General features: G+C 73.4%; 12 protein-coding genes. 11 read left to right on the forward strand and 1 reads right to left on the reverse strand.

The features are described from left to right. Positions 1-24: 24 nt before the first annotated feature. The 10 genes from WME76_RS04455 to WME76_RS04500 all read left to right on the forward strand — a co-directional run bounded on the left by WME76_RS04455 (position 25) and on the right by WME76_RS04500 (position 16,570). Positions 25-1,197, forward strand: a complete 1,173-nt coding sequence (locus tag WME76_RS04455) for a hypothetical protein (RefSeq protein ID WP_437958967.1) — start codon at positions 25-27, stop codon at positions 1,195-1,197. Beyond that, the gene (locus WME76_RS04460) at positions 1,194-4,709 is read left to right on the forward strand and encodes a hypothetical protein (protein ID WP_437958968.1); all 3,516 of its coding nucleotides are present in this window, start codon (positions 1,194-1,196) and stop codon (positions 4,707-4,709) included. Before WME76_RS04455 ends, WME76_RS04460 begins: the two co-directional genes overlap by 4 nt. 237 nt (positions 4,710-4,946) lie before the next feature. Beyond that, positions 4,947-5,765 carry a CDP-diacylglycerol--serine O-phosphatidyltransferase gene (gene pssA, locus WME76_RS04465; protein WP_061614979.1) on the forward strand — a complete coding sequence of 273 codons (819 nt, stop codon included), beginning with the start codon at positions 4,947-4,949 and terminating at the stop codon, positions 5,763-5,765. A gap of 69 nt (positions 5,766-5,834) precedes the next feature. Further along, positions 5,835-6,236, forward strand: coding sequence for a hypothetical protein (locus WME76_RS04470; RefSeq protein ID WP_061609196.1), 402 nt, complete (start codon positions 5,835-5,837; stop codon positions 6,234-6,236). Between the two features lie 171 nt (positions 6,237-6,407). Next, entirely contained in the window at positions 6,408-7,310 is a 903-nt protein-coding gene (locus tag WME76_RS04475) for a cytochrome C assembly family protein (RefSeq protein ID WP_433934694.1), read from the forward strand. Between the two features lie 6 nt (positions 7,311-7,316). Continuing rightward, on the forward strand, positions 7,317-8,915 hold the full coding sequence (gene hemA / locus WME76_RS04480; RefSeq protein ID WP_437958969.1) for a glutamyl-tRNA reductase: 1,599 nt from the start codon (positions 7,317-7,319) through the stop codon (positions 8,913-8,915). Positions 8,916-8,920: 5 nt separating this feature from the next. Beyond that, positions 8,921-9,817 carry a hydroxymethylbilane synthase gene (gene hemC, locus WME76_RS04485; RefSeq protein ID WP_437958970.1) on the forward strand — a complete coding sequence of 299 codons (897 nt, stop codon included), beginning with the start codon at positions 8,921-8,923 and terminating at the stop codon, positions 9,815-9,817. A 112-nt stretch (positions 9,818-9,929) separates the two neighbouring features. Beyond that, positions 9,930-11,528, forward strand: a complete 1,599-nt coding sequence (locus WME76_RS04490) for a glycoside hydrolase family 57 protein (protein WP_437958971.1) — start codon at positions 9,930-9,932, stop codon at positions 11,526-11,528. A 685-nt stretch (positions 11,529-12,213) separates the two neighbouring features. After that, on the forward strand, positions 12,214-13,305 hold the full coding sequence (locus WME76_RS04495; protein ID WP_437958972.1) for an efflux RND transporter periplasmic adaptor subunit: 1,092 nt from the start codon (positions 12,214-12,216) through the stop codon (positions 13,303-13,305). Between the two features lie 43 nt (positions 13,306-13,348). Beyond that, a complete protein-coding gene (locus WME76_RS04500) occupies positions 13,349-16,570 on the forward strand; it encodes an efflux RND transporter permease subunit (protein WP_437958973.1) in 3,222 nt (1,073 codons plus the stop codon). A 75-nt stretch (positions 16,571-16,645) separates the two neighbouring features. Here the strand turns inward: WME76_RS04500 and WME76_RS04505 are convergent, their stop codons facing one another. Beyond that, positions 16,646-17,803 (reverse strand): S1C family serine protease, encoded by a 1,158-nt coding sequence (locus WME76_RS04505; RefSeq protein WP_437958974.1) that lies wholly within the window; start codon positions 17,801-17,803, stop codon positions 16,646-16,648. 95 nt (positions 17,804-17,898) lie between these two features. Here WME76_RS04505 and WME76_RS04510 point away from each other — a divergent pair, with 95 nt between their 5' ends. After that, complete coding sequence (locus tag WME76_RS04510; RefSeq protein WP_437958975.1) at positions 17,899-19,641, forward strand: DUF885 domain-containing protein; 1,743 nt, start codon at positions 17,899-17,901, stop codon at positions 19,639-19,641. Positions 19,642-19,699 lie beyond the last annotated feature (58 nt).

Raw genomic sequence — 19,699 nt, forward strand, 5'->3', positions numbered from 1 at the left:
CTTTCGTACTAGAGTCGCGCGGCCATGAACCGAAGGCCGACCGCCGCCCTCGCCTGTCTGCTCCTCGCCGCCTGCGCCTCCCCGGAACCCCGGCCGAAGGAGCCCCTCGGCCAGATCCCCGAGGCGACGACCACCGCGAAGCCCGAGTGGCTCCCGTTCCGCGTCCGCGCCGGCAAGAGCGTCGCCGCCGACCCGCGCGAGAAGCACCTCGCCGATCTCCGGCAGCTCACCTTCGGCGGCGAGAACGCCGAGGCGTACTGGTCGCCCGACGGCAAGAAGCTCGTGTTCCAGTCGACCCGCGACGGCAACAAGTGCGACCAGCAGTACGTCATCGACCTGGAGAGCGGCGACGTCCGCCGGGTCTCGAACGGCCAGGGCAAGACGACCTGCGGCTATTTCCTGTTCCCCGCGCCCGCGGCCCCGGCCGACGCGCGCGTCCTCTTCGCCTCCACCCACGCCGCCGGCGAGGCGTGCCCGCCGAAGCCCGATCATTCGCAGGGGTACGTCTGGCCGCTCGACGAGTTCGACATCTACACGGCCAAGGTCGACGGCTCGGACCTCCGCCCCCTCATCCAGGGCAAGGGCTACGACGCCGAGGCCACCGTCGCGTTCGACGGCTCGCGCCTCGTGTTCACGAGCAACCGCGACGGGGACATCGAGCTCTACACCGCGAAGCTCGACGGCTCCGACGTCCGGCGCATCACGAGCACGCCTGGTTACGATGGTGGTGCATTTTTCTCTCCTGACGGCACCAAGCTCGTGTGGCGGGCGAGCCGCCCGACCGGCGCGGCGCTCGACGACTACCGCGCGCTGCTCGCCAAGGGGCTCGTGCGCCCGAGCGCGCTCGAGATCTTCGTCGCCAGCGCCGACGGGCAGAACCCGCGCGCGGTGACGAGGAACGGCCGCGCCAACTTCGCGCCCTACTTCCTGCCGGACTCGCGGCGCATCCTCTTCGCCTCGGATTTCAGCACCCCGCAGGGCGCGCGCGGCATGCCGAACTTCGACCTCTACCTGGTCGACTCCGAGGCGCCCCCGTCGGCGGACGGCGTGCCGCCCGTCGAGCGCGTGACCTTCTACGAGGGCTTCGACAGCTTCCCGATGTTCTCGCCGACCGGCGAGCACGTCGTCTTCGCCTCGAACCGGTACGGCGAGAAGCCGGGCGAGACCAACCTGTTCGTGGCCCGCTGGGTCGAATGACCGCGCCGCCGTCGCGGACCCGCGCGCCGGTCGCCCTCGCGTCGGCGTGCGCGCTCGCCGGCTGCTCCGGCGCCCCGGCCCAGCCGCCCCGCCCGGCCGAGGCCGCCGTCCCGTCGGCGGACATCGCGGGCGCTGCCTACACCTCGCCGGCGCGCTGGAGCTACCACCCCGCGGCGCCCGACGCCGCCGTCGCGTGGGCGCCCGCGGGCGCCGGCTGCGTCGTCGTCGCTCAGGGGGGCCAGCGCTGGACGGTCACGCCCGACCCTCAGGCGCCCGCCGCCGCGCCGGCCGCGCGCTGCGCGGGCCAGGGCAGGACCAGCGCCTCGCCTGCGCCCGAGGAGCTCACCGCGATCGTGCGGCGCTCGCCGGCCTCGTGGATGTTCGTCGGCGCCAGCGGGGCGATCTACGAGGCCTCCTCGCCGCTCGGCCAGTTCACGCGCACGCTCACGCCGCCCGAGCCGCTCGCGCAGGTCGCGGGCGCCGGCGGCGCGCTGCTCGGGGTGACCCGGGGCGGCGGCGTGCTCCGCTGGCGCGAGGATCTCGGCTGGAAGCCGGTCCCGCTCGACGGCGCCGCGGGGCAGGGCGGCTCCCCGCCGCCGCGCGCGTTCGGCGTCGCGATGGCCGAGGGCGGCCGGGCGCTCGCGCTCGCGCTGCCCGAGGCGCTGTTCGCGAGCGAGGACGGCGGCGCGACCTGGTCGCGCGCGCCGCTCCCGGCCATGGGCCTCTCGCGGGTCGGCGTCCTCGGCGGCGAGCTCCTCGCCGAGGGCCTCCTCGCATCCGCGACCTGGGATCCGCGGCGCGCGCCCGCGTTCTCGCGCAGCGCCGCGGTGCTCCCGCGCGCCGACGTCGAGCTCGCCGTCGCGGCCCCGCGCGCCCCGTCCGCCTCCTCGGTGTGGCTCGGGCGGGCGGCGATGACCGGCGGTCGCTACCTCGAGGCGGTCCGGCCCGACGACGCCGGCGCGCCGTGGCGCTTCGCGAGCGGCCCCATCGAGGGCCCGCTCAGGGAGGCGCCCCTGCCGGGCACCGGCGAGTGCGGGAGCATCAAGCTCGGCGCGAACGGCGCGAACGGCCGGCGCATCGTCGCGGTGTGCTCCGAGCCGGACGGCGACCGCATCCTCGCGCGGGTGCTCCGCAGCGAGGACGGCGGCGGCACGTGGTCGCCCGCCGCCACGCTCGAGACGCCGGACATCGACCAGGTCGGCGTCGCGGTGGCGCCCGAGGGCGCGGCGCTCCTGACCGGCGTCTGCAAGCCGAGCGACGGCGCCGGCGGCTGCAAGCCGACAGCGCCGCTGCTCCTGACCCACGACGGCGCCGGGGACGACGCCCGCGCGACGGTCGCCCTCACGGCGGCCCCCACGCTCAGCGCCCCGGCCGCGCTGCCCGCGTTCTCGGCGGACGGGCGCTCCGCCTACTTCCTCGGCTACCGCGGCAAGGACGAGCGCCTCGCGCTGTTCGTCTCGCACGACGGCGGCGAGACGTTCGCGCCGCGATCGCTCGACGCGACCGCCGCGACGGCGCCGGCGCCGCCCGAAGAGGACGCCGAGGCCGAGGACGCCGAGGGCGGGCCGGGCGACGGCCCCTCGTCCGAGGGGCTCGAGATCGTCGAGGAGAGCGCGCTGCGCCCCGCGGACGACGGCGCCGTCGGCCTCCTGCTCTCGGACCGCGGCGCGCTCACGTACCTGACCGCCGACGAGGACGGCCGGGTGCTCACGGCGGCGGCCCCGCCGGCCGAGGGCGCGGCGCTCGCCGGCTTCGGTCGGCGCGTCGTCGCGCTCGCGACCCGCGCCCCGCGCGCCGGCGCGGAGGACGTCGCGGTGCTCTGGGAGTCGCTCGACGGCGGCGTGAGCTGGGCGGAGCTCCCGGAGATGCTGGCGCTCTCGCGCGAACTCGCGCAGGCCCCTGTCGCGATCGCGTGCGGCGCCAGCGGCTGCCTCTTCGGCGACGTGGCGACCCGCGTCGGCTGGGGCGGCCAGGCCGAGGGCGCGCCGCCGCGCGCGCCGGACCTCGCGCCGCGCGCCCAGCCCGCGGCGCGCACGCCCATCGTCTGCGAGACGCTGCCGTCCTCGAAGTGGACGCGCATCGACCACGTCGACTCGAGCGGCCTCGGCCTCCCCGACGCCGACGAGCTCCTGCGCGGCCGGTCGGTCTGGTCGCTGCTCACGCGCGCGCCGAGCGGCGCCGTCGACGTCGTCTCCGCGATGCTCCCCGAGTCGGGCGCCGGCGAGGCGCGCGTCGTCACGCGCTCGCTCCTGCCCGCCGTGCCGTCGGGGCTCGGCAGGGCGCGCGTCGCGACCAACGTCACCACCCAGATGGAAGGCTACGCCGCGGCCCGCGTGCGGCTCCCCGGCGGCGCGGCGAAGCCGGGCACGCCGATGCGCAACGTCGAGGTCGCCTGGGAGAACTGGATGGATGGCACCTCGGGGCGCGGCGTGATCCCCGACGCCGGCCCGTTCGAGCTCGGCGACGTGAAGGTCGTCCCGGACGCGGCGCGCCAGCCGTCGTCCGGCGCGCGCCCTCAGCCCGGCGCGCCCCCGCGCCGCGCGCCCGCGCCGCCCCCCGACGATTTCTTCGATCCCGCGCTCCTCTCCGTCTCGATGCGCGGGCTCTTCGTCCGCCCGCACTCCGGCAGCGCGCACTCGGCGCTCACGTTCTTCTACGAGCCCTCCGGCAGGCTCCAGCGCTTCGAGTTCCCGCCCTGGCCCGAGTCGGGCCCCCGCGGCAGCCTCGACGTGCGCGCCGACGCCGTCTTCGCGGACGGCCAGCCTGTCGGCGTGGGCATGGTCCGGCAGGCGTCGAACGGCCCGGTGACCACGATGCTGCTCGCGCACCGCTCGGCGCCGGCGTCCCCCGGCGGGGCCACCCCGCCCGATCCCGGCGCCGCGTGGGTGATCGACGCCGTGACGGTCGCGCCGCCGCCGGGGCGCGATCGCGTCGTGCACACGGACTGGACCTACGCCGGCAAATCGATCGGCGTCACGACGCTCGTCGCGGATCCGGGGCACGGGGCGGCGTGGGGGATCTTCCAGCCGTTCCGCGGGGATGGAACGCTCGGCCCGGCGCAGCCGATCCCGACGCCGCTCGACCTCGGCGATGTACCGCGCCCTTGCTCTGCCGCCGAGCGCGCCGCGACAGCGCGCCATGAGGCGCCGCTCTTCCTCGGGAGCGAGGCGCTGTTCCCGGGCACGCGCCACCCCGTCCTGGTCACCGACGCCGCCGGTTCTTCTGGCGCGGCCGAGGTGATGGTGCTCCTGACCTCGTCCGCGGTGCTCCACGGCACGCCTGCCGCGCCGTGCGTGGCCGGCTGGGAGGCGAGATCGATCGGGCGGGCTCCTCTTTCGGCGATTGTCCCGGGCGATCTCGCGCGTTCGTGGCTGTTCCGGGCCGCCGCGGGCCCGTCCGAGGCGAGCGGCGTGGCCGTCGAGGTGCGCCCGATGGCGTGCCGCTTCGATCCGGGCGCCAGGGTGCCGGAGGCGGTATGGAACGAGCCTGCCACCGCGCGCCCCGACCGCTGAGCGGTCGGCGGTGATGGGGCCGCTGAGCGGTCGAGCCGATGAGCATGCCGCGGAGCGGTCGATGCGGCGCTCGGCCGCAGACCGATCCGACGCGATGAATGAAATGCAGCAGAGGGTGCGATGAAACGCTCTCGAATCCGAGCTCGCGGTAAGCTTCCAACGGCTCTCGTCCATGCCGCGGTGCTTGCGTTCGTGGTCTCCACGGCGATAGCCTCGCCTGCCTGAAAGGGAGGCGGCATGATCCGGAAGCGACGGCGGTTCGAGCTCAGGAAGACGCTGTTCCTGCTTCCGAACCTGATCACGCTCTCATCGATATTCTGCGGCTTTGACTCGATCCGGCGCTCGGCGACCGCGCAGTCGGAGGACGATTTCTACCGCGCCGCGCTGCTGATCGTCTTCGCGATGTTCTTCGACACGCTCGACGGGCGTGTCGCGCGGATGACGAAGACCCAGAGCGCCTTCGGCCTGCAGATCGACTCGCTGGCCGACATCGTCTCGTTCGGCGTGGCGCCGTCGATGCTCGTGTACCAGTGGACGCTGCACCGCTTCGACCTCGCGGGGCTGCTCGTCTCGTTCTTCTTCACCGCGTGCGGCGCGGTCCGGCTGGCTCGCTTCAACGTCCTCTCGATGGGCGAGGCGGGCAAGCCCACGAAGCCCTCCAAGTACATCGTCGGCCTGCCCATCCCGGGCGCGGCGGGGATCCTGGTCTCGATCGTGGTCGCGAACCACGCCGCCGCCGGCGCGATCGGCGGCGAGCGCTACGCGTCGGCGATCCTCGCCACCACGACGATCCTGTCGCTGCTGATGGTCTCGACGATCCGGTTCCGCTCGTTCAAGGATCTCCGCCTCAACGTCCGGACGGTGCTCTTCGTCGCGTTCGCGATCGGGTCGAGCGCGGTGATCTCGACGCAGCTCCAGCCGGCGTTCGTGCTCGTGTGGCTGCTCGGCTTCTACGTGCTGCTCGGGATCTTCGAGTCGCTCTGGCACCTGCCGGCGCGCCTCCGCGGCCTGCCGCGGGACTCGGCGCCTCCGCCCAGGGTGCCCCCGGCGGCCTGACGCCCGTCTTCTCCGGCCCGCCCGTCGCGGCCCCACCGCTCGGGCCTGTTTTTGAGTAGACTGGGCGCGATGAAGAACCGCGTGTTCTTTCCGCAGGCCGCGCTCGACGACTGGATCGCGAGCGACCGCGTCGATCTGAACAACGACGAGCTTCTGATCAAGACCGAGGGGCGCCGCTACAAGATCATCGAGGCGATCCGCGTGCTCCGCGAGGTGACCGGCTCGGCCGACATCCACGAGGTCCTCGGCAGGGTCAAGACGCGCGCCTTCCTCCGGGAGCTCGGCGCGGAGATCCTCGAGGGATCCATGATCATCGGCGACAACGCCTACGACGTGATCCCGGGGTTCATCGGCGCGCCGGTGGGCACGTTCGCCGAGCACCGCAAGGCCGCGCCGGCGGCGACCGCGACCAACAGCAGCTTGACCACCGACGAGGAGCTCCTCGCCGCGTTCCTGACGAGCGACATGTAGCCGTGTCGCATCGCGCCCCGGCGGCGCCGCTGCTGGCGCGGGTCGGGGCAGCGGAAGCTCCAGGGCGCTCGGCCCGGCTCTTCTGCGCTGTCGGGCCCGTTCTTACGAGAGTAAGCCGCCGCCTCTGCGGCCGGCGGGCCATCCCCGGTGAGGCAGGCTATAACGGGGGCCATGCCCGAGGTCCTCTCCGGGATCAGCTTTGTGCTCGCGCTGCTGTTCTACGGCGCCGCGAGCGCCCTCTTCTTCCTCGACGTCGCCCGCAGCCGCGCGCGGCTCCCCTCCGCGACCGATCTCGCGGGGCTCGGCGCGGGGCACCACCATGATCCCGCCGCGCGGCCGAGCGCCGCGGCCGCGCCTCCCTCGCGGCACGCGCCCCTGCTGCTCGGCCTCGGCGCCCTCGGGCACGCGACCTACGTCACGTTCGCCAGCTTCGTCGCGCGCGTCTGCCCGGTCCACTCCGTTCACTTCATGCTCTCGGTCGCGTCCCTCCTCGCGATCGCCGTCTACCTCGTCGCCCGCCGTCGCTTCCGCATCGACGCGCTCGGGCTGCTCATCGGGCCGCTCGGGCTCGCCTTCCTGCTCGGCACCTTCTTCCTCGGAAAGCCGCACCCGGAGCCGAAGCTCAGCCCGCTGTTCATCGCGGCCCACGTCATGGCGAACCTGCTCGGCATCGCCCTCTTCCTGCTCGCCGGCGCCTCCGCCGCGCTCTACCTCGTCCAGGAGAAGCGGCTCAAGAAGAAGCGGCACGTCGAGCGCATGGGGAGCCTCCCGCCGCTCGACACCCTCGACCGCGCCGTCCACCGCTTCCTGATCGCCGGCTTCCCGTTGCTGACGCTCGGCATCGTCACGGGCACGTACTGGGCGCACCAGCTCGAGATGGGCAACACCGAGGAGGTGATGCGCGCCATCTTCGGCTACGCCACCTGGCTCCTCATCGCGCTCGTGCTGCTCCTGCGCGCCGCCGCGGGCTGGCGCGGCCGGCGCGCGGCGTACGGCACCATCGCGGGGCTCGCCTGCGCCGCGGCGGTGCTCGTCATCTATCTCGTCCGCCCCGCCGCGGGGCTCGGAGGCTAGCGGCAGTTGATCTTCGTCGGGCTCTCCCACAAGACCGCGCCCATCGAGGTGCGCGAGCGGCTCGCGATCGGGCGGAACCAGCTCCCCGAGGTGCTCGAGCGCCTCACCGGACACCCCGCCATCGCGGAGGCGCTCGTGCTCTCCACCTGCAACCGCGTCGAGGTCTACGCCTCACCGCGGCAGCCGGCGCCGGGCCTCACCCGCGCCGGGGGCGCGCCGCCGTCGCCTGAAGACGAGCTCTCGCTCGACAACGAGGCGCTCCGCGCCGCCGTCTCGGTCCTCGTCGGCATCGGCGGGGACGCCGTCCGCGGCCACCTCGCCGGCCGGGTCGGCAGCGATGCCGTCGTCCACCTCTTCCGCGTCGCCGCCTCGCTCGACTCGATGGTCGTCGGCGAGCCGCAGATCCTCGGCCAGATGAAGGAGGCCATCGAGATCGCCCGCGGCGCGAAGACCCTCGGCGCCCGGCTCGGCCGCGCGGCCCACCGCGCGATCAAGGTCGGCAAGCGCGTGCGCACCGAGACGGCGATCGGCGCCGGCCAGGTCTCGGTCTCGAGCGTCGCCATCGATCTCGCCCGTCAGATCTTCACGGATCTCGCCGGCCACACGGCGCTGCTCATCGGCGCCGGCGAGATGGCCGAGGCCGCCTCGAAGCTCCTCGTCCGCGCCGGCGCCCGCCTCGTCGTCGTCAACCGGAGCCCGGAGCGCGCCGCCGCGCTCGCCCGCGAGGTCGGCGGCGAGCCCCGCCCCTGGGCCGAGCTCGAGCGCGCCGTCGTCGAGGCCGACATCGTCGTCTCGTCGACCTCGAGCCCGAGCTACGTGGTCACGCTCGATCTCGTCCGCCGGGCCCGCAAGGCCAGGAAGGGCAGGAGCCTCTTCCTCATCGACATCGCGGTCCCGCGCGACATCGACCCGGCCGTCAACAAGCTCGACAACGTCTACCTGTACGACGTCGACGACCTCTCGCAGATCGTGGCGCAGTCCGTCGAGGGGCGCGCCGCCGAGGCCGCGCGGGCCGAGGCGATCGTCGTGGACGAGGCGCAGGCGTTCGAGGCGTGGACGCTCGAGCGCGCCCTGACGCCCACGATCGTGGGCCTGCGGTCCCGCACGCGCTCCATCCTCGCCGCCGAGGTCGAGCGCAGCCTCTCCGGCAAGCTCCGGCACCTCGGCCCGGCCGAGCGCCAGGCGCTCGCGCTCATGGTCGACGCCGCCACGAACAAGCTGCTCCACGTGCCCACCACCCGCCTCCGCGCGATGGCCGGCGATCCCCGCGTCGCCGAGCACGTCGACTCGCTCCGGGAGCTGTTCGACGTCGACGACGCCCCGATCGACAGCGGCGTCGCCCGGGCGATCGCCGAGGGGGAGCTGCGCGACGCCGCGGACGATCGGCGCACGCCGGTGTCCGCCCGCGGGGCGGAGCCGCCCGCCTCCGGCGACCGCAGCGGCGACCCGGCGCTCCGGCAGGCCGGGCCGCGCCCCCATGCCGCGGAGGACAACGGCCACTATGCCCGGCAGCCCGGCGGGCGCCCCCAGCCCTGCGAGGCCAGCGTCCTGGCCGTCGCGAATCCAGCCGCGGCCGTGCGCGCGGCTGGGTTAAAAGGAGCGTGACCTACATGGAGCTCACCCTCGCCACGCGCCGCTCGGCGCTCGCCCTCGCCCAGTCCCGCGCCTTCGCTCGCTCCCTCGAGGCGGCGGTGCCCGGCCTCACCCTCCGCGAGCTCGAGGTGGTGACCTCGGGCGACAGGACCCAGGATCGATCGCTCCAGGACATCGGCGGCAAGGGGCTGTTCATCAAGGAGCTCGAGGAGGCGCTGCTGGATCGGCGCGCCGACTTCGCGGTCCACTCGATCAAGGACGTCCCCGCCGAGATCGCCCCGTCGCTGTGCCTCGCGTGCATCCCCGCGCGGGAGGATCCGCGCGACGCGCTCGTCACCCGGAGCGGCGCCCCGCTCGCGGAGCTGCCGGCGGGCGCCCGGGTCGGCACGTCGAGCCTCCGCCGCGCTGTCGCGCTGCGGGAGGCGCGCCCGGACCTCCAGATCGAGCCGGTCCGCGGCAACGTCGACACCCGGCTGCGCAAGGTGGTCGACGGCGCCTTCGACGCGATCGTGCTGGCGCTCGCCGGCCTGAAGCGGCTCGGCCTCGCGGACCGCGCCACGGAGGTGCTGTCGCCCGAGGTGTCGCTGCCGGCGATCGGCCAGGGGGCGCTCGGCATCGAGTGCCGCACGGACGACAGCACCGTGCGCGACATCCTGGCGGCGCTCGCGGACCGCGAGACCACGACCTGCGTCACGGCGGAGCGCGCCGTGATGGCCGCCGTGGAAGGCAGCTGCCGGACCCCGGTGGCCGCCTACGCGGTGCGAGACGGCGACGCGCTCTGGCTGCGCGCGTTCCTCGCCGAGCCCGACGGCTCCCGCCTGCGCCGGGCAGCGCGTCGCGTCGCGTGGCCCGGCGACCTGCGCGAGGCAGCGCGCCTCGGCGAGGACCTCGGGGCGGAGCTCAAGCAGGGCTGAGGCGCCCAGCCGAGCCCCGGAGCCCCGGCCTCCGGAGCGCCCCGCGCTTTCCACGCCGGCGTCTCCATGCGAGACGAGGGCCTGCCGGCGGTCTCCCGCCGCCCAGCGCTCCATGCCGGGCTACGTCGCCCTCGTCCTCCACGCCCACCTGCCGTACGTGCGGCACCCCGAGCACGCCCGTTCGCTCGAGGAGCGCTGGCTCTTCGAGGCGCTCTGGGAGTGCTACCTCCCCTTGCTCGGGGTCCTCGATCGCCTCGCCGCCGATCGCGTCGTCGCCCCGCTGACCGTCTCCGTCTCGCCGTCGCTCCTCGCGATGCTGCGCGACGAGCTGCTCCTGCGCCGGTTCGAGGATCACCTCCGCCGGCTCACCGCGCTCGCCGCCCGGGTCGAGGTCCGCTTCGCCGGCAGCGCCCTCGCGCACGCCGCCGCGTTCTACAGCGCGCGGCTCGCCGACGCGGCGAGCGCCTGGGCCGCGCTGGGCGGCGACGTCCCGGGCGCCCTGGTCCGTCACGCCCGGGCCGGCCGCGTCGAGCTCCTCACCACGGCCGCGACGCACGCCTACCTGCCCGGCCTGCTCCCCACGCCGGCGTCGATCCGGGCTCAGCTCCGGCTCGGCCGCCGCGCCTTCGCGGCCCTCACCGGCGCGCCCGAGCCCCGCGGCTTCTGGCTGCCCGAGTGCGCCTACGCGCCGCCCATCGACGCCGAGCTCGCCGCGGCCGGCGTCCGCTTCACCGTGCTCGACGCCCACGCCCTGACGCTCGCCGCGCCGCCCGCGTCCGCCGGCGCCGCCGTCCCCGTCCTCTCGCCGTCGGGCGTCGCGTGCTTCGGGCGCGACCGCGACAGCGCCCGCGAGGTCTGGTCGCGCGACGCCGGCTACCCGGGCCACCCCGCCTACCGCGAGTTCTACCGCGACGTCGGGCTCGACCTGCCCGAGCGCGAGCTCGAAGGCGAGATCGGCCCCGATGGCGTCCGGCTCATGACCGGCCTCAAGCTCCACCGCGTGACCGGGCCCGGCCCCGACAAGGCGCCCTACGACCCGGGCCGCGCGTCCGCGCAGGCGCGCGCGCACGCCGCGGAGTTCGTGGCCCGCCGCGAGGCCGCGCTCGCGTCGATCCGCGGCGCCGCCGCCCCGCCCATCCTTGTCGCCCCGTACGACGCCGAGCTCTTCGGCCACTGGTGGCTGGAGGGCCCCGAGTTCCTCGAGCACGCCCTGCGCGGCCTCGCGGCCTCGGCGCGCGCTGTCCCGATCGCGCTCGGCGCCTACCTCGAGCGCCACCCGCCCGCGGAGGTCGTCGAGCCTGCCGCCTCGACGTGGGGCGAGGGCGGGTTCGGCGCGTTCTGGACCGGCCCGAGCGCGGCGCGCCTGTGGCGTCACGCCCACCACGCCGAGCGCGCGGTGCTGGACGCGCTCTCGCGTCGCCGCGACGCGGGAGGCCTGCCCGGGCGCGCGCTGGATCAAGCGATCCGCGAGCTCCTCCTCCTTCAGTCGAGCGACTGGGCCTTCATGATGTCCGCGGGCGAGATGGTCTCTTACGCAGAAGCGCGCGCGCGCGCCCACGCGGCCCGATCGCGCCGGCTCGCGGGCCTCGCCCTGCAGCCCTCGGACTCGGCCGCCGATGTCGCCTGGCTCGACGCCGTCTGCGCGCTCGACCCCTTCCTCGCCGAGCTCACGGGCCCCGCGCTCCGCGACGCCTTCGATCCGTGGCGCTGAGTCGCTCTCCTTCGCCCCGCCTCACCCCTGCACGCGCGGCCCACGCACAGAGCCTCTCCCCGGGAATCGATATTCCACCTGAGTTGAATTATTCTGTGGCGGTATTCTCGCCGTGGCGGCTGACCACAGGCTCCAGGGCGCAGCGATCGCCGGATCCGTGGCGGTCGCGGGCGGTTCGTCCGTCGGCCCTCCGGCGCCTCTCTGCCCGTCTTTTCAGCGCCTCCGGCGCTGTTTTTCGGGAACATGACCGGCCATTCACTTTCCCGTCCCATTGCCGAACGCGGGCCGACGCAACCCTGAGAACGCCGCGCAGCACATTTTCCTCGGGCGGGGCGGCATGAAGTGCGAGGCGGACGTAGACATGGTCCGGAGCACCCCCTTGATGACTGGCCGGTCAGCACCCTACTGTGGTGCCCGCCAGCTTTGCTCCTGGACCGCACCGGCAGGCGCTGGCAAGAAACCGGGCGAACTCCCCATGACACATCCTTCTTGCGGACCCGAGCGCCCCATCGCTCGACGGGTTTTCGGCGCTCGTAGCGTCGCCTCGAATCACTCCCGCGCCGCCCTCGTCGCGGCGCTGCTCGCGGCCCTCGCGGTGCCCACGTTGACCGCCTGCCGCAACTCGGACGCTGGCACTCAGGCGTCGCCGGCGCGCGACACCGCGGCGCCGCGCGAGAAGCCCGCCGTGCGCTTCGGGAAGGTCACCGCGCGCCCGCTCGCGCAGACGCTCGACATCAGCGGCACGCTCGTCGCCGACGAGACGAGCGAGGTGGCCACGCAGGTGGCCGGCTCGGTCCTGAGCGTCGCGGTCGACGTGGGCTCCCGGGTCAAGAAGGGCGACCCGCTCGTCGTGCTCGACGCGCGCAACGCCGCGCTCCAGTCGCAGGCGGCCTCCGCCGCCGTCGCGCAGGCCCGCGCAAGGCTCGCGCTGCAGGAAGGGGCGTCGCCGAAGGGGATCGATCCCGACCAGGTGCCCGAGGTCCGCGCCGCGAAGCAGAGCATGGAGCTCGCGAAGTCCGAGGCGGAGCGCGTGAAGCAGCTCTATGACCAGGGCGCCGTCGCGCAGTCGACCTGGGACGCGGCGCGCACGCAGGCGCAGAACGCGGCCGCGCAGTACGACGCCGCGGTCAACGGCATCCGCGCGACGGTCGCCGCGCTCACGTCCGCGCAGGCGCAGGCGGGGCTCGCCTCGAAGTCGGTCGCCGACACGACGGTCCGGGCGCCGTTCGACGGCGCCGTCGCCGAGAAGCGGATCAGCGTCGGCGAGTTCGCGGGCCCGGGCCGCGTCGTCGCGGTCGTGGTCCGCGACAACCCGCTGCGGCTCCGCATCGACGTGCCCGAGTCGGACATCGCGCAGATCGAGGTGGGCAAGCCCGTCAGCGTCTCTGTCGCCGCCTTCCCGGGCCGCCTGTTCCCGGGCGTCGTGAAGCGGATCGGCGCGAGCCTCAAGGAGGCGTCGCGCACGCTCCCGGTCGAGGCCGAGTTCGACAACAGCGAGGGGAAGCTCCGCCCGGGGCTCTTCGCGCAAGGCCAGCTCGCGCTGACCGGCGAGTCAAGAACGGCGCTCCTCGTGCCCGAGGCGGCGGTCGGCTCCTCCGGGACGAGCGCGCGCGTGTTCGTGCGGTCGGGCGATCGCGTGACCGAGCGGCTGGTCAAGACGGGCCGCAAGATCGAGGGCCTCGTCGAGGTCATCGGCCCGCTCACCGAGGGTGAAGAGGTCGCGATCGACAAGGTGGACCAGCTCGCGGACGGCATCGAGGTCGCTGCGGCGCAGTGAGCCGAGCGCACCGGCGTCTCATTACTGAAGAAAGGTAGCGACCATGCAATGGCTCGCGGCAATCTGCATCCGTAGGCCGGTGTTCGCCTCGGTGATCGTCCTGCTCCTCACGGTGCTCGGGGCGTTCTCCTACTTCGGCCTCGGCGTGGACCGGTTCCCCAAGGTCGAGTTCCCGTTCATCGTCGTGACGACGATCCTCCCCGGCGCGGCGCCCGAGGAGGTGGAGACAGAGATCTCTGACAAGCTCGAGTCCGCGGTCAACACCATCAGCGGCATCGACGAGCTGCGCTCGGTCTCGGTCGAGGGGCTGAGCCAGGTCATGATCTCCTTCCAGCTCGAAAAGGACGTCGACGTGGCCGCGCAGGAGGTCCGGGACAAGGTCGAGGGCGTCCTCGCGGAGCTCCCGGAGGGCATCGAGCCGCCGGTCGTCGGCAAGCTGGATCCGGACGCCGCTCCGATCCTCACGCTCGCCATCTCGTCCCCGAAGGCGAACGTCCGCGAGGTGACCGAGTTCGCCGACAAGACGCTGCGGCGCGAGCTGGAGTCGCTCCCCGGTGTCGGCCAGGTGCTGGTCATCGGCGGCCGCAGCCGCCAGATCAACATCTGGATCGATCCGGAGAGGCTCGAGAAGTACTCGCTGACGGGCGGCGTCGTGGCCCAGGCGCTGGCGAGCCAGAACGTCGAGATCCCGGCCGGCCGCATCGAGCAAGGGGGCAGGGCGCTCACGCTGCGGACGCGCGGCCGCGTGCAGTCGGTCGAGCAGATGGCGGACATCGTGCTCGCGAACCGCGACGGCTACTCCGTCCGGCTCGGCGACGTCGCGGAGGTCCAGGACGGCATGGCAGAGCAGGAGTCGGCCGGCTTCCGCGGCCTCGACCCGGCCGTGCTCCTCAGCATCCGCAAGCAGAGCGGGACGAACACCGTCCAGGTCATCGACGGGCTCAAGGCGCGCATCAGCGAGGTCGAGAAGCGGCTCCCCGCGGGCTACCAGATCGTCATCGCGCGCGATCAGTCGGAGTTCATCAAGAACTCCGTCAACGCCGTGAAGGAGCACCTCGTGCTCGGCGCGCTGCTCGCCGCGATCATCGTCGCGCTGTTCCTCGCGAACGCCCGCAGCACGATGATCTCCGCGATCGCCATCCCGACGAGCATCATCTCCACGTTCGCGCTGATGAAGGTGGCGGGCTTCACGCTCAACGGGATCACGCTCCTCGCGCTGACCCTGGCGGTCGGCATCGTGATCGACGACGCGATCGTCGTCCTCGAGAACTGCTACCGCTGGATCGAGGAGAAGGGCGTGAGCCCGTGGGAGGCGGCGCTCCAGGGCACGCGGGAGATCGGCCCCGCGGTGCTCGCGACGACGCTCTCGCTGATCGCGGTGTTCGTCCCGGTCGCGTTCATGAGCGGCATCGTCGGCCGCTTCCTGAACTCGTTCGGCCTGACGATGGCGTTCTCGATCCTGGTGTCGCTGATCGTGAGCTTCACCCTGACGCCGATGCTGTCGGCGCGGTGGCTGAAGAAGCCGGAGAAGCACGCCGGCCACAGCTCCAAGGAGTCGCGCTTCTACGGGCCCATCGAGCGCGGCTACATGGCGCTGCTCCGCTGGTCGATGGCGCACCGCTGGGTGATCGTGCTCGCCTCGCTCCTGGCGCTCTTCTCGATCCCGGTGCTGGGCGGCCTCGCGAAGTTCAACTTCCTCCCGGTCGAGGACGAGTCGCAGTTCCAGGTCAGCATCCGCGCCCCCGAGGGCGTGAGCCTCGACGGCACCCGCGTCATCGCCACGCGGCTCGCGTCGGACCTGGAGAAGATCCCGGGGGTGCTCTACACGCTGACGACGATCGGCGACGACCCGCAGAAGACGCCGAACCTCGCCAACATCTACGTGAAGCTCAAGCCCGCGGGCGAGCGCGATCTGTCCCAGCAGGACCTCATCGACCGCGCCCGGCGCGAGCTCAAGCCGAAGTTCGACGCGGAGAAGCTCCGGGCGAACATCGGCCCCGTGCCCGCGTTCTCCGGCGGCCAGAGCGCCCAGATCGCCTACCAGGTGCAGGGCCCCGACCTGCAGCGGATCGGCCAGTACTCCGACGCGCTCCTGGAGAAGCTCAAGGCGATGCCGGGCGTCGTCGACCCGGACACGTCGCTGCTCGTCGGCAAGCCGGAGATCCGGGTGATCATCGACCGCAAGAAGGCCGCCGATCTCGGCGTGCAGGTCGGCGACGTGGCCAGCACCCTGCGCCTGCTCGTGGGCGGGTACAAGGTGTCGACCTACAACGAGGGCGGCGAGCAGTACGAGGTGCGCGCGCGCGCGCTGTCGAGCTTCCGCTCCGACAAGGAGGGCCTCGCGAAGATCACGGTGCCCTCGACCAAGCTCGGCGCCGTCACGCTCGACAACGTGGTGACGTTCGCGGAGGGGACCGGCCCGTCGCGCATCGAGCGCTACAACCGCCAGCGGCAGGTCATGCTCACGGCCAACCTGGAGGCGGGCTACTCGCAGCAGACCGTCGTCCAGGAGCTCGACAAGGCCGTGTCGCAGATGAACCTCGCGTCCGGCTACTCCGCCGGTCCGGTCGGCGCGTCGAAGGAGCTCGTCAAGATGATGAGGAGCTTCCTGGTCGCCCTCCTCCTGTCGCTCGTCTTCATGTACCTGGTGCTCGCCGCGCAGTTCGAGTCGTGGCTGCACCCGATCACGATCCTCCTGTCGCTGCCGCTCACGGTGCCGTTCGCGTTCATCGCGGTCATCATCTTCCGGCAGTCGCTCAACATCTTCTCGCTGCTCGGCATCGTCGTGCTGTTCGGCGTCGTGAAGAAGAACTCGATCCTCCAGATCGACCACACCATCAAGCTGCGCGAGCACGGCCTGCCGCGGGCGCAGGCCATCCTGGAGGCGAACCGCGACAGGCTCCGGCCGATCCTCATGACCACGCTCGCGTTCGTGGCCGGCATGATCCCGCTGGTCGCCTCGAGCGGCGCCGGCTCGGGGACGAACCGCGCGACCGGGTTCGTGATCATCGGCGGGCAGACGCTGGCGCTCCTCCTGACGCTGCTCGCGACCCCGGTCGCCTACTCGCTCTTCGACGACGCCTCGTCGTGGCTGAAGCGGGTCCTGCCCTTCATGCGGGGCAGCGACGACCAGGGGGACCCGCGCGGGGCGGGCGGCGCTGCGCCGCCCGGCGCGGGGCCCGTCGCAGCGGAGCCTCACGGCGCCGCGGCGCGCGTCGCGGTCGCGCACGAGGGAGGCCGCCCGGCGCAGGCCCACCTCGACTGACCGCGCCGGCCGGCTGCGCTCCGGGGCCGCGGCGCGCCGCGCCCGGCCCCCGGAGCGACCGCGGCGCGGCGACGCTCACTCGGCGTCGCCGTGGACCTTGCGCAAGATCACATCCAGCAGACCGTCGAACGCGTCGCGCATCGCCCAGGCCTGGGCGGCGTTGTCGTCGAGCCCGGCGGCCTTGCGGCGGCCCTCGGCGAGCGCCTGCTTCGGGCCCCTGCACGCGCGGCCGAGCCGGCGCTCCATGTCGAGCGCGGCTCCCTCGTAGATGTGATAGCAGGACGCGAAATCTCCCTCGTTGTAGAGCGGCGAGCCGACCTGGATCGCGCCGTCCATCGTCCGCGCCAGCACGAGGAGATCGCCCTCCGTGCAGCCGCGGAGCACCGTGAGGGCGTGGTGGGGGACCGACCGCTTGACCGCCGGGAGCGCGCTCTCCTCCTCGGCCGTCTCGGCCGCGAACGTCGACAGCGGGACGGGATCGGGGCGCACGAGCAGCTTCTTGAGGTAGTCCGCGGGCACGCCGAAGTTGAGGTTCTGCCCCTGCGTCGCGACCGCGGCGGCGACGCCGATCACCTCGCCGCGCTCGTTGAACAGCGGTCCGCCCGACGAGCCCGGCGCGATCGGCGCGGAGATCTGCAGCAGCGTCAGCGCGGGATCGACCACGCGGACCGCGCTCACGAGGCCGTTCGACACGGTGTCGGCGAGGCCGAGCGGATGGCCGATCGCGACGACCGGATCGCCCGGGCGGACCGCGAGGCTGTCGCCGAGGGGCAGCAGCGGGAGCTTCCGCGGCGCGTGGATCCGGACGATCGCGAGGTCGCGCTCCTCGTCGAACGCGAGCACCTCGAGCACCGGGTGCTCGCTCTCGTCCCAGAGGACGACCTTGAGATCCGGGATCCCGGCGATGACGTGGAAATTCGTCGCGATCCAGCCGTCCTCGCGGATGAGGAAGCCCGCCCCCAGCGAGCCGTCGCCGCGGATCGTGACGACCGCCGGCGTGGCGCGCGCCGCGATCTGGGCGGGCGTCATCACGGCGGCGGGCTGCGACGCGGAAGCCGCCGGCTGGCCGGATGAGCCCGCGCCGCAGCCGAGCGCCGCGAGCGCCGCCGCGGCGACGAGCCCGGAGAGCCGGGGCCAGCCGGGTCGTCGCGGGGGCCGGTGGCGGGAGGGAGGAGCGGCGCAGGGGCGCCGGTCGTCGTCATGGAGCTCGCCTGGCAGGCTGCGGTGATTCATGTCGCTCCCCGGGGCGCCGCTCAGGAACGGTCACCCACCACCAAGCGTAACGAAGACCCGTCGGATCGTCTCGCGCGCCCGGAGAAAATTGAGGCGTGACCGCATATGCTGTCGCGGTGAGCCAGAACCACGACGCGCGCGATCCGATCTTCGCCCTCAGCGACGAGTTCGTCGCAGCCTTTGCCGCCCAGTGCCCTGCCCATGCCACCCTGGCGGGCCTCCCGTGCGACGACGGCGCGTGGAACGACTGGAGCCCGAGCGGCGCGGCGTCCTGGGCCTCCACGATCGCGTCCTTCCAGGAGCGGCTCCGGGCGCTGCCGCCTCCTCGCGGACCGGAGGCGCGGTGGGGCCGCCTCGCACGCCGTGTCATGGCCGAATACCTGGACGAGCGGCTCGACGATTTCCGCCACGACGAGCACCTGCGCGACCTCAACAACATCGAGTCAGCGTTCCAGCACCTCCGGATGGTCTTCGACCTCATGGACCTCCAGAGCGCCGCTGGCTGGGACGCCGTTGCGTCGCGCCTGGAAGGCCTGCCGCAGGCCTGCGACAGCTACCGTGCGTCGCTGGAGGAGGGGCGCCGGACGGGGAAGGTCGTCGCGCGTCGCCAGGTGTGCGCCGTCATCGAGCAGGCGCGCTACCAGGCGGGCGAGGCGTCGTTCTTCCTCACGCTGCCGGCCGCCTATGAGGCGTCCGGGCTCGCCACGGGCGCCGGCCGCGCGCGCCTCGCCGCCGGCGCCGAGCGGGCGCGGGCCGCGTTCAGCGCCTTTGCCGGCTACCTGGAGCAGACGTACCTGCCCAGCGCCCGCGCCGAGGACGCTGTGGGAGAGGAGCGCTACCTGCGCCACGCGCGCCGCTTCCTCGGCGCGAACATCGACCCGATCGAGACCTACGCCTGGGGGTGGTCCGAGGTGCACGCGATCGAGGCCCGGATGGCCCGCCTCGCTGCCGAGATCCTTCCGGGCGCGTCGCTGCCCGAGGTGATCCAGGTGCTCGAGACCGACCCGGCCCGGTGCGCGCCAGGCCCCGATGAGTTCCTCCGCACCATGTCCGAGCGCCAGCGCAAGGCGCTCGCCGAGCTCGACGGCGTCCATTTCGACATCCCCGCGCCCATCCGCCATATCGAGGTGAAGATGGCCCCGCCGGGCGGCGCGCTCGGCGCGTACTACGTGCCCCCGAGCGACGGTTTCAAGCGGCCCGGCACCATCTGGTATGCCCCTGGCTCGAAGCGCGTGTTCCCGCTCTACGAGGAGATCACCACGGCGTACCACGAGGGCTTTCCCGGCCATCACCTGCAGTGCGGGCTCCAGGTGTACCTCGATGATCGGCTGAGCCGGCTCCACCGCTTCCTGGTGGTGAACTCCGGTCATGCCGAGGGGTGGGCGCTCTACGCCGAGCAGCTGATGTACGAGCTCGGCTACTTCGAACGCCCCGATTACGTGCTCGGGATGCTCGCGGGCAAGCTCGCGCGCGCCTACCGCGTCGTCCTCGACATCGGCATGCACCTCGATCTGCCGATCCCGGAGCGCGCCCCGCTCCACGCCGGGGAGCCGTGGCGCTACGAGACCGCCGTCGAGTACATGCACCGCCGGGCTTTCCTCACGCCGGAGCACGCGCACAGCGAGGCGACGCGCTACCTCGGCTGGCCTGGGCAAGCGATCTGCTACAAGGTCGGCGAGCGGGTCGTCCTGGAGCTGCGCGAGGAGCTGCGGCGCCGGCAGGGCGAGGCCTTCGATCTGAAGGCGTTCCACGCGAGGGTGATCGGCTCCGGATCGGTCGGACTCGACCACCTGCGCGAGATCGTCCTCGGCGACGACGCGGACGACGCCGCGCCCTGAGCGGCGCTTCGCCCGGCTCCACGGCCGTGCCTTCGTTCCGGGGCGCCGGGTGGCCCTG

Origin of the sequence: Sorangium sp. So ce119 (genome assembly GCF_051524405.1) — a bacterium.
Taxonomy (GTDB): Bacteria; Myxococcota_A; Polyangia; order Polyangiales; family Polyangiaceae; genus Sorangium; species Sorangium cellulosum_G.